At 53.9% G+C, this 12,824-nt stretch carries 11 protein-coding genes and 1 riboswitch; of the genes, 10 read left to right on the top strand and 1 reads right to left on the bottom strand.

Annotated elements, in window-relative coordinates:
* Window positions 1-5 precede the first annotated feature (5 nt).
* Window positions 6-377, bottom strand: a complete 372-nt coding sequence (locus FLZ89_RS09355) for an ArsR/SmtB family transcription factor (protein WP_141304856.1) — start codon at window positions 375-377, stop codon at window positions 6-8.
* Window positions 378-725: 348 nt separating this feature from the next.
* A riboswitch (purine riboswitch) is annotated at window positions 726-825 on the top strand.
* 46 nt (window positions 826-871) lie between these two features.
* Between FLZ89_RS09355 and FLZ89_RS09360 the strand changes: the two genes are divergently transcribed.
* The 10 genes from FLZ89_RS09360 to FLZ89_RS09405 all read left to right on the top strand — a co-directional run bounded on the left by FLZ89_RS09360 (window position 872) and on the right by FLZ89_RS09405 (window position 12,785).
* Window positions 872-1,363, top strand: coding sequence for a (2Fe-2S)-binding protein (locus FLZ89_RS09360; protein ID WP_141262782.1), 492 nt, complete (start codon window positions 872-874; stop codon window positions 1,361-1,363).
* 93 nt (window positions 1,364-1,456) lie between these two features.
* On the top strand, window positions 1,457-3,748 hold the full coding sequence (gene xdhA / locus FLZ89_RS09365) for a xanthine dehydrogenase molybdenum-binding subunit XdhA (RefSeq protein WP_141304857.1): 2,292 nt from the start codon (window positions 1,457-1,459) through the stop codon (window positions 3,746-3,748).
* Between the two features lie 17 nt (window positions 3,749-3,765).
* On the top strand, window positions 3,766-4,650 hold the full coding sequence (gene xdhB, locus FLZ89_RS09370) for a xanthine dehydrogenase FAD-binding subunit XdhB (protein ID WP_141305314.1): 885 nt from the start codon (window positions 3,766-3,768) through the stop codon (window positions 4,648-4,650).
* On the top strand, window positions 4,643-5,104 hold the full coding sequence (gene xdhC / locus FLZ89_RS09375; RefSeq protein WP_141262780.1) for a xanthine dehydrogenase subunit XdhC: 462 nt from the start codon (window positions 4,643-4,645) through the stop codon (window positions 5,102-5,104). The genes xdhB and xdhC overlap by 8 nt, the downstream gene beginning before the upstream one ends.
* A 36-nt stretch (window positions 5,105-5,140) precedes the next feature.
* Entirely contained in the window at window positions 5,141-6,466 is a 1,326-nt protein-coding gene (gene ssnA, locus FLZ89_RS09380) for a putative aminohydrolase SsnA (RefSeq protein WP_141304858.1), read from the top strand.
* Between the two features lie 17 nt (window positions 6,467-6,483).
* The gene (locus tag FLZ89_RS09385) at window positions 6,484-7,371 is read left to right on the top strand and encodes an FAD binding domain-containing protein (RefSeq protein WP_141262778.1); all 888 of its coding nucleotides are present in this window, start codon (window positions 6,484-6,486) and stop codon (window positions 7,369-7,371) included.
* A 534-nt stretch (window positions 7,372-7,905) separates the two neighbouring features.
* Window positions 7,906-9,048 carry a BMP family ABC transporter substrate-binding protein gene (locus FLZ89_RS09390; RefSeq protein ID WP_253256448.1) on the top strand — a complete coding sequence of 381 codons (1,143 nt, stop codon included), beginning with the start codon at window positions 7,906-7,908 and terminating at the stop codon, window positions 9,046-9,048.
* 188 nt (window positions 9,049-9,236) lie between these two features.
* Window positions 9,237-10,754 (top strand): ABC transporter ATP-binding protein, encoded by a 1,518-nt coding sequence (locus FLZ89_RS09395; protein ID WP_141304859.1) that lies wholly within the window; start codon window positions 9,237-9,239, stop codon window positions 10,752-10,754.
* Window positions 10,754-11,848: an ABC transporter permease gene (locus FLZ89_RS09400; RefSeq protein WP_141304860.1), complete on the top strand. Its 1,095-nt coding sequence runs from the start codon at window positions 10,754-10,756 to the stop codon at window positions 11,846-11,848. Before FLZ89_RS09395 ends, FLZ89_RS09400 begins: the two co-directional genes overlap by 1 nt.
* A 1-nt stretch (window position 11,849) precedes the next feature.
* The gene (locus FLZ89_RS09405; RefSeq protein WP_141262775.1) at window positions 11,850-12,785 is read left to right on the top strand and encodes an ABC transporter permease; all 936 of its coding nucleotides are present in this window, start codon (window positions 11,850-11,852) and stop codon (window positions 12,783-12,785) included.
* The last annotated feature ends 39 nt before the right edge of the window (window positions 12,786-12,824 follow it).

Consider the following 12,824-nt stretch of genomic DNA (forward strand, 5'->3'; position numbering starts at 1 on the left):
TCTGGTTATCGTCCCGATGTCCTGGCCAGGTGCTGCAGGACCTCCCGCACCAGGTTGCCGATATGCGGGTCAGCCAGGCGGTAGTATACTAGCTTGCCGGCTTTGCGATACCTGGTCAGCCCTATATGGTACAGCAAGCGCAAGTGATAGGAAGCAGTCGCCTTGCTGCTGCCGATTAGTGCCGCTACATCACAGACGCAAAGCTCGGCCTCGCTGAGGGCGTAGATTATCTTCACCCGGGTATCATCGGCCAGGGCCTTGAAGATAGTAGCGACGCCCTCTGTACGATCCACCTGGGGCTTGAGCCGCTTCACCTTCTCCTCGTTGACGCAATTGACCTGACAAACGGGGGGATCTCGTTCCAGTTGGCTTGCCATGGGCTGTAACTTCACTTTCGGCCGGCTCCTCATTCAAATAATCAAAAATACTTTTGACTATAAGTTTATGCCAACTTCCTGAGAGTGTCAACCCCGGAAGTCGTGCAAAAAGTATTTAGCGGGCAGAACCGCTCCGGGGCCTGGCGTCCCCTAAACCCAGATTAGCAGGGGTTGGCGGAAAACGTGCCTTTCTAAAAACACCGGTACGGTACCAGCCTAAAACCAGACAACCGGAACAGAGGTAGATTAGGATAAAATGTCCCCCTGGCGAAAGGAAACCCGGATTAAAGCAGAACCTGCTATTCGCGCAAAGATAAAATTTTTTAGCAGGATTTAAGTTGCCTTTGCCGAATATAAATTTAATGAACTCGTATAGCCCCGGCGATGGGGCCGGGGGTTTCTACCAGGTGACCGGAATCACCCGACTACGAGGAGGGCCGTCAGCTGGTTTCTTTTATATATTACTGCGATGAAACTACCAGGGGGTAGGCAAGATGCCCGGTTTGAAACTTAAAGTCAACGGCCAGGAGTACCAGGTTGAGGCCCCGGCAGATATTACCTTGCTGGAACTCTTACGGGAAAATTTAGGCCTCACCGGTACCAAGGAGGGGTGCGGCAAGGGGGAATGCGGCGCCTGTACGGTACTCATGGATGGCCGGGCGGTCAACTCCTGCCTGATTCCCGCCGCTAAGGCCGATGGGGCCGAGATTCTCACTATTGAAGGCCTGGCCTCACCTGAAGGCAGGCTCCATCCTTTACAGGAAGCCTTTATCAGCGAGGGGGCTGTCCAGTGCGGTTTCTGTACCCCCGGGATGATCATGAGCGCTAAAGCCCTGCTGGACCAGAACCCCCACCCAACACGGGAGGAAATTAAGATCGCCCTGTCGGGCAATTTATGCCGCTGCACCGGTTATGCCAAAATTATCACCGCCGTAGAAAAGGCGGCCGCTGTCATGAAGACGGGGGGTGGAAAGGAAGAAGGGTAGCCGCCGTCCCTGTCCAGGGAAGAAGGCTGTGGCGATATTCTTAGGGCCGGGTCTTGCGGAGCGGGTATCTCCACTAGAAACGGAGGGGGTAAAATGGCTTCTACAGTAGTGGGAAAAAGCATAAGCCGTGTTGATGCTGTTGCCAAAGTTACCGGGAAAGCAAAGTATACCGCAGACTTTTTTACAAGAGATATGCTGGTAGGAAAAATATTAAGAAGCCCTTATGCTCACGCCCTGGTTAAAAACATTGATGCCAGCAGGGCTAAAGCTTTACCTGGTGTTGAAGCGGTTCTGACTTATAAAGACGTCCCGCAAATTAAATTTGCCACTGCAGGGCATCCCTATGCCCTTGACCCGAAGCACAGGGATAGAGAAGACCGGACTATTTTAACCGACAAAGCACGCTTTGTGGGGGATGCTGTTGCGGCAGTAGTGGCCACAGACGAGTTGACCGCCGCAGAAGCCCTGAAATTAATTGAGGTAGATTATGAAGTATTAGAACCCCTGCTCACCCCGGAGGCGGCAATGAGGGAAGGGGCGCCTTTAATCCACGACGACTGTGAAAGAAACATCCTTAGTTCTCAGGGTTATGAAATTGGCGATGTTGAAGAGGCTTTTCAAGAAGCTGACTATATATTTGAGGACGAGTTGGAAACAAGTATTGTCCAGCACTGCCAGCTTGAAAACCATGTATCCTACGCCTATGTTGACAGTGACGGCCGCATTGTGATTGTAACCTCCACGCAGATCCCGCACATTATAAGGAGAATCGTCGGACAAGCGCTGGGTATCCCCTGGGGAAGGGTACGGGTAATCAAGCCTTACGTCGGCGGCGGCTTTGGCAGCAAACAGGATGCTTGCCTGGAACCTCTAAATGCCGCAATGACCCTGGCCGTAGGCGGCAGGCCGGTAAAGTTAGAATTATCCAGGGAAGAATGCATGATCGATACGCGGACCCGTCATGCTATCAAATACAAAATTAAAACGGGTGTTTCTAAAGACGGAAAATTAATTGGCATGCATATAACGGCCATCTCCAACACCGGGGCCTATGCTTCCCACGGTCATTCCATCGCTATGGCTGCGGGCTCGAAGTTCAGGGCCCTGTACCCCATGAAGGCCTTAAAATACGAACCCTTAACTGTGTATACCAACCTGCCTGTCGCCGGTGCCATGAGGGGTTATGGTTCGCCCCAGTTAACCTTTGCCGTGGAAAGCCATCTGGAAAATATTGCAAAAAAATTAAATATCGACCCTATTGAATTCCGCCTGAAAAACCTGGTTAAAGCAGGCTATGTCGATCCCTTGAACGGCAATACGGTGAGGAGCTGCGGCATTCGCGAGTGCATTGCCAAAGGTAAAGAATTAATCAAATGGGATGAGAAAAAAGCGCGGTATAAGAATCAAACAGGCACAAAACGCAGAGGGTTAGGAATGGCGTGCTTTAGCTACGCCTCCGGCACCCATCCGGTAGGGCTGGAAATGGCGGGAGCGAGAATTGTTTTAAATCAGGACGGCTCCGTCCAGCTGCAAATCGGCGCTACCGAAATAGGGCAGGGAAGCGATACAGTTTTTGCCCAGATGGTAGCCGAAGTGCTGGGTATTCCTGTAGACATGGTGCATGTCATTTCCACCCAGGATACCGATATTACACCTTTTGACACTGGTGCCTATGCTTCCAGGCAGACTTATATTACCGGCATGGCGGTGGCCAAAGCGGCATTAGAAGTAAAAGAAAAAATCCTGGATTTTGTCTGGGGTATGACCGACATACCCTCCCACGCCTTAGATATTAAGGATCAAAATATTGTCTACAAACACTCGGGAGAGGTGGTCATGCCCTTAGCCGAAGTGGCATTGCACACTTATTATGATACCGTTTTTGCCAGACCGATAACAAGCGATACGTCCAACAATGCCAGGATCAATGCCTTTGTTTTTGGTGTTACTTTTGCAGAAGTTGAAGTAGACCTTAAAACCGGAAAAATAGAGGTCCTGGAAATATATAATGTGCATGATTCAGGTAAAATTATCAACCCCCAATTAGCAGAAGGACAGGTGCATGGCGGCGTAGGCATGGGAATTGGCTATGCGCTTACAGAACAGATGCTGTTTGACGAAAAAACCGGCAAACCCCTGAATAATAATTTGCTGGACTATAAAATGCCAACGATAATGGATATCCCGGATATTGGTGTGGCTTTTGTCGAAACCTTTGAGCCCACCAGCCCCTTTGGTTGCAAGGCTTTAGGAGAGCCGCCGACTATTCCCGTGGCACCGGCCATTCGCAATGCCGTTTTCGACGCGACCGGCGTGGCCTTTAACAGGCTACCCATGAACCCCCAGCGGGTCTTTGAAAAGTTCAAGAAAACCGGCTTAATATAGGAAGGTGGTGAAGTATGGTGTACAACATCCAGGGTTATTTTGAGGTGGAGTCCGTAAATGAAGCTACTGCGCTGCTGGCGGCTGCCCCTCACCTGCTCGTCATTGCCGGCGGGACTGATGTTTTGATTAAAATGCATCATGGCCAAATAGAGAAAGCAGAGTTGCTGAGCATTCGCAAAATAAAATCCCTCCAAGGTGTTGTTAAACTTGAGGATGGTACTATTCTAATCGGGTCGTTGACAACTTTCACGCAGATTGCTAACGATCCTGTAATCAAAGAAAATATCCCCGTCTTAGCGGAAGCGGCCCTCACCATGGGGGGACCGCAGATCCGCAACGTTGCCACTATCGGCGGCAACATTTGCAACGGCGCCACCTCGGCCGACAGCGCTTCCACCTTGTTTGCCCTTGATGCCAGATTAAAATTACAGAGCAATCAAGGTGAGCGGGTTGTTCCCATCCAGGAGTTTTACCTTGGACCCGGAAAGGTTGATTTAAAACCTGGTGAACTCCTTACTCAGATTATCATTTCTCCGGAGAATTACCGGGGCTATGGTGGGCACTATATAAAATTTTCCATGCGCAAGGCCATGGATATTGCTACTTTAGGTGTGGCGGTGATTTGTAAAGTAAAACAAGGCAACATTTTGGAAGACGTCAGGATTGGACTTGGAGTTGCCGGGCCAACGCCTCTAAGATGTCCCGAAGCAGAAGCCTTTGCGAGAGGCAAAACCATTTCTCCTGAAACCATTGCGGAAATTGGGAAATTAGCGGTTAAAGCGACGCAGGCGAGAACTTCCTGGCGCGCTTCCAAAGAATACAGGGAGCACCTGGTGGAGGAACTTACCCAGAGGGCCCTGAAAGCGGCCATTGTCAAGGCTGGGGGTGAGGCAATTGCTTAAAAAAATATCCTTTACCGTAAACGGGATCCAGGTAAGTATGGAAGTAGACATTCGCGAATCGTTGCTTGACGTTTTGCGCGACCGCCTGGGATATACGGGTGTTAAAAAAGGGTGTGGCGTCGGTGAATGCGGCGCCTGCACTGTTCTCATCGATGGAACTCCCATTGACTCGTGCATTTACCTGGCTGTCTGGGCCGACGGCAAAGATATAGTCACGATAGAAGGTATAGCTAAAAACGGGGAGCTTTCCAAGGTGCAAAAAGCCTTTATTGAAGAGGGAGCCATCCAGTGCGGTTTCTGTACACCGGGTTATGTTCTCACGGCAACGGCTATGGTAGAAAGCGGCAAAAAATATACGCGGGAGGAGATTAAAAGAGAATTGTCCGGTCATCTCTGCCGCTGCACCGGTTACCAGAACATCATTAAAGCGGTGGAAAAAGCCCTGGCAGATTAGTTAAATCCTGTAAAGAAACATTTTGGAGGTATAATTATGCTCCTTATTGGTAACGGCCGCCTGTTGTCCCTGGTGCCGGAAAATCCCTACCAGGAAAATGGAGCGGTGGCTATTGACGGCGACCGGATTGTCGCCGTCGGACCTACAGCTGAATTAAAGCGGCGCTACCCGGAAGCTGAATGGCTTGACGCCCGGGGCATGGTGATTATGCCCGGGATGATTAACACCCACATGCACCTTTACAGCACCTTCGCCCGGGGCATGGCCCTGAAAGACGCGCCGCCGGGCAACTTTCTGGAAATATTGCAGCGCCTCTGGTGGCGCCTGGACAAGGCCCTTACCCTGGAGGACGTCTATTACAGCGCCTTGATTCCCCTCATTGACTGCATCAAGAGCGGTACCACCACCATCCTGGACCACCACGCCAGCCCCCGCGCCGTTCGCGGCAGCCTGGAGATGATCGCCCGGGCGGCTGTCGAAACCGGTGTCCGTACCTGCCTGGCCTATGAGGTTTCCGATCGTGACGGGGAGACCATTATGCGGGAAGGTATTGAAGAGAACATTGCCACCATCAAAAAATACCGCGGCCAGGAAGGTTTGGTTAGCGCTACCTTCGGCCTCCATGCCTCCTTTACCCTTTCCGATGCCACTTTGGCCGCCTGCCGGGAGGCAGCGGCCGAGGTTGGCAGCGGCTTCCACATCCACGTGGCGGAAGGCATCCAGGACGTAGAAGATGCCCTGGAACGCGAGGGTAAGCGGGTGGTGGAACGTTTGGCTGACCACGGTATCCTGGGCCCCAGAACTATCGCCGCCCACTGTGTCCATGTGACCGAAAGGGAAATAGCCATCCTCAAGGAAACCGGCACCCTGGTGGTCCATAACCCGGAATCCAACATGGGCAATGCCGTCGGCTGCGCACCGGTAGGGGATATGCTGGCGGCGGGAGTGGTGGTCGGCCTGGGGACGGACGGCTATACCGGTGATATGTTTGAATCCCTCAAGGTGGCCAATGTTTTGCGCAAGTTTGTCTCCGGCGACCCCAACGCTGGCTGGGCGGAAGTCCCGGCCATGGTTTTTGCCAATAACTCTCGCATAGCAGGGCAGTTCTTCGCCCATCCCGTGGGGCGTTTGCAGGAAGGGGCCTATGCCGACATTATACTGGTGAATTATCATGCGCCGACCCCTATAACGACGGCCAACTGGTTTGGCCACCTCCTCTTCGGCTTTAACGCCGGGCTGGTGGACACGACCATTATTGGCGGCAAAGTCCTCATGCGGGAACGGCGGCTCCTGCACCTGGATGAGGCGGCCATTGCCGCCAGAGCAAGGGAACTGGCGGTTAAAGTGTGGGAGAGGTTTTAGGGTTAAGGAGAGATAACATGCCCCAGCAGTACCTTTTTGCCACCTCGGCGGCCGAGTGCCTTACCATGCTGGCCACCCACCCGGGGGCGCGCCTCATTGCCGGGGGCACCGACCTGGTAATCGACCTTAAAGAAGAAAAACTCCAGGTCAATACCCTGATCGATATTACCCGTATTCCAGAACTAAAGATAATTGCGGAAGAAAACGGCAAGATAATACTAGGCGGGGCCGTCACCCACAGCCGGGTGGCAACGTCAGAACTTATCCGGGAGAAGCTGCCGGCCCTGGCGGCAGCCGCTGCAGCCGTCGGCTCGCCCCAGATACGCAATGTCGGCACCCTGGGCGGCAACGTAGTAAACGCCCAGCCGGCGGCCGACACGGCTGTGGCCCTGGTGGCCCTGGGAGCCGTAGCCACCATCCTGGGGCCGGAAGGTGAACGCCAGGCACCGGTCGCAGACCTTTACGAAGGCGTCGGCCGTTCCAGGGTAAACGCCGGCCGTGAGATCTTAACTCGCTTTACCGTTGACCTGTGGGGAGAAGGCGAAGGGTCGGCCTTTGCCCGCCTTTCACCACGGCGGGCCCTTTCCCTGCCCATGCTCAATGTTGCCGTCCGGGTCCAGGTGGTAGAGGGAAAGTGCACCAGGGCGCGTATCTGTATCGCCCCGGTGGCACCCCGGCCTTTCCTGTGTGAGGAAGCGGCCAGGGTCCTTATTGACCAGGAGCCTGGCGCGGGCGTGATCGCCAGGGCCGCGGCGGCGGCCAGAGAAGCAGCCCGGCCCCGGGACAGCCTTCTCCGGGGTTCCGGCGCCTATCGCAAAGATATGACGGCCGTCCTGGTTACCCGGGCTTTGACCGCAGCTTTTTTCCGGGCCACCGGCAGGAAAATAGAGATTGACGTCGAATAGTAAAATTCCCAGAGGCGAAGACGTCTACAGGGGGGTTAACAAACCCTCAGGTAGACGTTTTTTTAAGGCCTCAAAAACCCCGGCCTTTATCTATAGCTCTTTGACAACAGCGGCAATTTATCCAGGGCCTTTTCGATGTTCTCCACCTTGTTTAACCCGGTCATTTAATCCCAGCAGGATTTTAAAAAATTGCGGCGAACTTAATTATATAAGCTTAATTATATAAGTTGGAGCCTTCTCCTATAGTCTTTGCATAGTTGCGGTAGTGGGACCGGGAGTATATACCAGGTGACCGGAATTTCTTGGCTACAAAGGTGATTACCAATTGTCGCGCTGCGGGAGCCTGGTTTTTAATTTGCCCCAAAACCTGGAGGTAGCCCGGTCCGAGAGAGTTCCCGGGGGATTAGCCGTCCCGGGAGTTACAGTACAAGGGGGTGGGAGTTATAGCAGGAAAAAGTAAAGCAGCAACGGCCTCAATGAAAAAACATCAAAAAGGAGGTGACGTCCATAGTTTGCTGGACAAGCTATGGACACATGATGCGTAAAGGATGGCGTTTCATACCAGTGCTGCTCCTGGTCCTGGCGGTAGCTGTATTTGCCGCCGGCTGCGGCGGCCAGAAAGAGGCCGGGAACAGCCAGAGCGGGGAGAAGTCGGCGGCCGGCGAACAGGCTGCAGACGAGAAAATGAAGGTCGCCTTTATTTATGTGGGACCGATTGGTGATGCCGGCTGGACCTGGGCCCATGAGCAGGGACGCCAGTACCTGGCAGAAAAATTGCCCTGGGTAGAAGCCTCTTATGTAGAAAACGTCCCCGAAGGGGCCGATGTGGAACGGGTATTAACGGAACTGGCAGAAAAGGGTAATAAGGTCATATTTGCTACCAGCTTCGGTTATATGGATTATGTAATTAAAGTGGCCGAAAAATATCCCGACGTTGTCTTTATGCACTGCTCCGGCTATAAGACGGCCAAAAACGTCGGGACCTACTTTGGGGCCATGGAAGAACCTCGTTACCTTTCAGGTATGGTAGCCGGCAAAATGACCAAATCCAATATTCTGGGTTATGTCGCCGCCCATCCCATTCCGGAAGTAATCCGCGGCATCAACGCCTTTACCTTGGGGGCGCGTTCAGTTAACCCCGATGTCAAGGTTAAGGTGGTCTGGACCAATACCTGGTACGACCCGGCGGCCGAAAAGCAGGCAGCTTTGAGCCTCTTAGATGCCGGGGCCGACGTCATTGCCCAGCACCAGGATACGCCGGGGCCCCAGCAGGCCGCCCAGGAGCGGGGCAAGTATGGTATCGGATATAACAGCGATATGCGTCAGTTCGCTCCCGATGCCAACCTGACCTCGCCAGTCTGGAACTGGGGGCCGTACTATGTTAAAACAGTAGAAGCCGTCAAGAACGGGACATGGAAATCAGAAGACTACTACGGAACCATGAAGGATGGTGTTGTTGACCTCGGGCCCTTCAGCGACAAGGTACCCCAGGAGGTCCGCGACCTGGTAAACGAGAAGAAGCAGGAAATTATTGACGGCAAGTTCTACGTCTTCCAGGGACCCATCAAGGACCAGAGCGGTAAAGTGCGGGTACAGGAAGGACAAAAGATGAGCCACGAAGAAGTTCTTGGTTTTAACTGGTTTGTAGAAGGGGTAGAAGGCGAGATCCCCAAATAAAATAAAACGAGTTGACAGGAGGCCGTGGGATTTATTTCCACGGCCTTAACTATAAGTTGGAAGTTAAATAGTATAGTATTTAGAAGGTCAAAATTTAATTAAAATTATATTATGGGGAAGGAATTTTATCTCGGGGTAGCGAATCATTTAACGATAAATTTATAGCCAAACGAAGGGGGGCATTTTTTATGGCAGTACCCCTGGTAGAGATGCGGGGAATAACGAAGGTTTTCCCCGGCGTGGTGGCCAACGACGGGGTTAATTTATCCATCCAAGCGGGGGAAATTCATGCCCTGCTCGGGGAAAACGGTGCCGGTAAGAGTACCCTCATGAGTATCCTTACCGGGCTGTACCGGCCCGATGGCGGGGAAATCTATATTGATGGGCAAAGGGTGAATTTCCGTTCACCCCGGGATGCCATTGCGGCGGGAATCGGTATGGTCCACCAGCATTTCCGCCTGGTGGCGCCCTTTACGGTGACGGAAAACGTGGCCTTAGGTCTTAAGGGGGGCCTCAGACTCAACCTGAACAAGCTGGCCGGGGAGATAGCCGCCCTTTCTAAAGAATACGGTCTCCAGGTAGATCCCCAGGCGCGTATCTGGCAGCTGTCGGTAGGCGAACAGCAGCGGGTGGAGATTATCAAACTCTTATACCGCCACGCCCGGGTGTTGATTCTGGATGAGCCGACGGCGGTTTTGACTCCCCAGGAAGCACGGGACCTGTACCAGACGTTGAAAAAGATGGCCGCCCGGGGTTGCGCCGTAATCTTTATTACCCATAAACTGCAGGAGGTGATGGATGCCGCCGACACCATTACCATTTTACGGGGCGGGAAAACCGTGGCTACTGTCAAAAAAAGCGAAACAAACGAGAAGGAACTGGCCCGGATGATGGTGGGCCGGGAAATCCTGTGGCAGGTTAGTAAACCTGCGGGCCGGAAAGGCGATAAAGTCCTGGAGATAAAGAATTTAAAGGCTTTAAACGATAAGGGACTGCCGGCCTTAAAGGGCATAAACCTGGCGGTTTATGCCGGGGAGATCCTTGGCATAGCCGGGGTGGCCGGTAATGGCCAGCGGGAACTGGCGGAGGTTATTGCCGGCTTAAGACCCTGTCAGGAGGGGACTATCACCGTCGCCGGACAGGAGCTGGGCCAGTGCGACCCCTGCCGGGTAATTAACGCCGGGGTGGGTTATATACCCGAAGATCGCCTGGGTATGGGTCTGGTACCCAACCTGGGCGCTGTCGATAACCTGCTCCTGAAAGAATACCGCCACCCTCGCTGGGGGCGGGCCTTTCTCAACAGGCAGGCGGCGCGCGAGTGGGCCAGAGAGCTGGTAGAACGTTTTCAGGTTAAGACGGCGGGTCTGAATGCCCCGGTGAAGATGATGTCCGGCGGTAACCTGCAACGGTTGCTCCTGGCCCGGGAAATTTCCAATCGGCCCCGCCTTCTGGTAGCCGTTTACCCGGCCCGGGGCCTGGATGTCGGCGCTACTGAAACCGTACACCGGTTGCTCCTGGAGCAAAGGGCAGCCGGGACGGCTATCCTCTTAATCTCCGAAGACCTGGAAGAGCTTTTCCGCCTGGCCGACCGTATTGCTGTCATGTATGAAGGAGAAATTACGGGCCTGATGGCCGCCGGAGAGGCCAGGATTGAGGAGTTAGGCCTGATGATGGCCGGGGCGAAAAGAATGGAGGTTAGTGCCTGATGTTTGGATCATCCTTATCGGGCCAGGTACCCTTTATTACCTGGGAAAAGCGGCTGGAACCTTCGCGGGTGATGGCTATTATAGTTCCTGTTGCTGCTGTCATCCTGGCCCTGGGCGTAGGTGCCATTTTTTTAGCCGCAACCGGTTATAATCCTTTAAAAGTTTATCAAAATATGCTGGAAGGCGTGATCGGTTCCAAATACGGCCTTTCGGAAACCGTCGTTAAGGCCATTCCTCTGATGCTGGCGGGCCTGGGCGTTTCCGTAGCCTTCCGCATGCTCCTCTGGAATATCGGGGCGGAGGGGCAATTCTACATGGGGGCTTTTGGGGCGAGTTGGGTAGCCCTGACCTTTCCCCATTTACCTGCCTATATCATGCTGCCGGCCATGTTTGTAGCCGGTATCGCTATGGGCGGCCTCTGGGCCGTGTTGCCGGCATTGCCCAAAGCCAAGTGGGGTGTTAATGAAGTTATTACTACCCTGATGTTAAACTATGTAGCCATCCTCTGGGTAGATTACCTGGTTTACGGCCCCTGGAAGGACCCCAAAGGATTTAATTTTCCCCTGACCGCACCCTTTAGCGAGGCGGCAACCCTGCCGACCATTGCCGGCACCCGCGTCCACTTGGGCCTTATTTTCGCCTTGCTGGCCGCTGTTATGCTGACAATTATTCTCTGGCGTACTCGCTGGGGATATGAAATCCGGGTTATTGGTGAAAGTCCCCGGGCCGCCCGCTACGCCGGGATTAAAATTGAAAGGAATATTATCCTGGTGATGCTGTTGAGCGGCGCCCTGGCCGGATTGGCGGGCATGAGCGAAGTGGCGGGCATTACCCACCGCCTGCAACATGGTATTTCCCCGGGATATGGTTATACGGCAATTATAATTGCCTGGCTGGCCAAACTTCACCCTGCGACCATCATCCTGGTATCATTTCTTTTTAGCGGCCTCATTGTTGGTGGATACAGCGTTCAGACGTCCGGCGTGCCAGCGGCGACGGTATCCATGCTCCAGGGTGCCATCCTTTTCTTTGTCCTCGGTGGCGAGATTTTAACCCGTTACCGCCTGCACATTGGCCGCAGGGAGGTGAAATAGTATGGAAAACTCTGTCTGGATTGCCACCCTGGCGGCAGCCATAACTGCCGGTACGCCCATCCTTTATGCCGCCCTGGGAGAAATCCTGGCCGAGCGGGCCGGGGTTTTAAACCTGGGGGTGGAAGGCATGATGCTGGTGGGTGCCGTGACCGGTTTCATGGTAGCGGTACGCACGGGTAACCCCTGGCTGGGCTTTTTTGTGGCCCTGCTGGCGGCAGGGTTGATGGCAGCCGTCTTTGCTTTTTTAACTATCACTTTGCGCGCCAACCAGGTGGTGACCGGCCTGGCCCTGACCATATTTGGCACCGGTTTAAGCGGCTTTCTGGGCAAACCCTATGTTGGTGTTCCCCTGCCCTTGAGCTTTAAACCGGCAGCCGTACCCATCCTGGCGGATATTCCCATTATTGGTCCGGTTTTTTTCAACCATGACCCCCTGGTTTACCTGACCTATATCCTGGTGCCTTTACTCTGGTACTATTTTTACCGTACCCGGCCTGGCCTGAACTTACGGGCCATAGGAGAAAACCCGGCGGCGGCCGATGCCCTGGGGGTCAATGTCTTTGCCCTGCGCTATATTTATGTCATCATTGGCGGCATGCTGGCCGGTGCCGGCGGCGCCTTCCTTTCCCTGGCCTATGCCCCCAGCTGGCTGGAGAATATGACGGCCGGACGGGGCTGGATTGCCGTTGCCCTGGTGATCTTTGCCGTTTGGGACCCCGTTAAAGCGCTCCTCGGTTCCTATCTCTTTGGCGGCGTGGATGCCCTGACTTATACTCTCCAGGCAGCCACCAAAATCGCCATTCCCTCCTTTTTCTTAAAAATGTTGCCCTACATTCTGACCCTGGTGGTCCTGATCATTGCCACCCGCCAGACCCTGGTCAAGCACATCGGGGCCCCCGGAGCCCTGGCCATTCCCTATGACCGAGAGGAAAGGTAGGGTCGTGATCCGGTGAGCAGTTTTTTCATGAGGACCTGG

This window comes from Moorella sp. E306M, from assembly GCF_006538385.1.
In the GTDB taxonomy this organism is placed as follows: Bacteria; Bacillota; DSM-521; order Neomoorellales; family Neomoorellaceae; genus Neomoorella.

Excerpts from the sequence above, each read along its gene's own strand:
- FLZ89_RS09355 (WP_141304856.1), bottom strand. The coding sequence starts at position 377 with ATGGCAAGCCAACTGGAACGAGATCCCCCCGTTTGTCAGGTCAATTGC.
- FLZ89_RS09360 (WP_141262782.1), top strand. The coding sequence starts at position 872 with ATGCCCGGTTTGAAACTTAAAGTCAACGGCCAGGAGTACCAGGTTGAG.
- xdhA (WP_141304857.1), top strand. The coding sequence starts at position 1,457 with ATGGCTTCTACAGTAGTGGGAAAAAGCATAAGCCGTGTTGATGCTGTT.
- ssnA (WP_141304858.1), top strand. The coding sequence starts at position 5,141 with ATGCTCCTTATTGGTAACGGCCGCCTGTTGTCCCTGGTGCCGGAAAAT.
- FLZ89_RS09385 (WP_141262778.1), top strand. The coding sequence starts at position 6,484 with ATGCCCCAGCAGTACCTTTTTGCCACCTCGGCGGCCGAGTGCCTTACC.
- FLZ89_RS09390 (WP_253256448.1), top strand. The coding sequence starts at position 7,906 with ATGATGCGTAAAGGATGGCGTTTCATACCAGTGCTGCTCCTGGTCCTG.
- FLZ89_RS09395 (WP_141304859.1), top strand. The coding sequence starts at position 9,237 with ATGGCAGTACCCCTGGTAGAGATGCGGGGAATAACGAAGGTTTTCCCC.
- FLZ89_RS09400 (WP_141304860.1), top strand. The coding sequence starts at position 10,754 with ATGTTTGGATCATCCTTATCGGGCCAGGTACCCTTTATTACCTGGGAA.
- FLZ89_RS09405 (WP_141262775.1), top strand. The coding sequence starts at position 11,850 with ATGGAAAACTCTGTCTGGATTGCCACCCTGGCGGCAGCCATAACTGCC.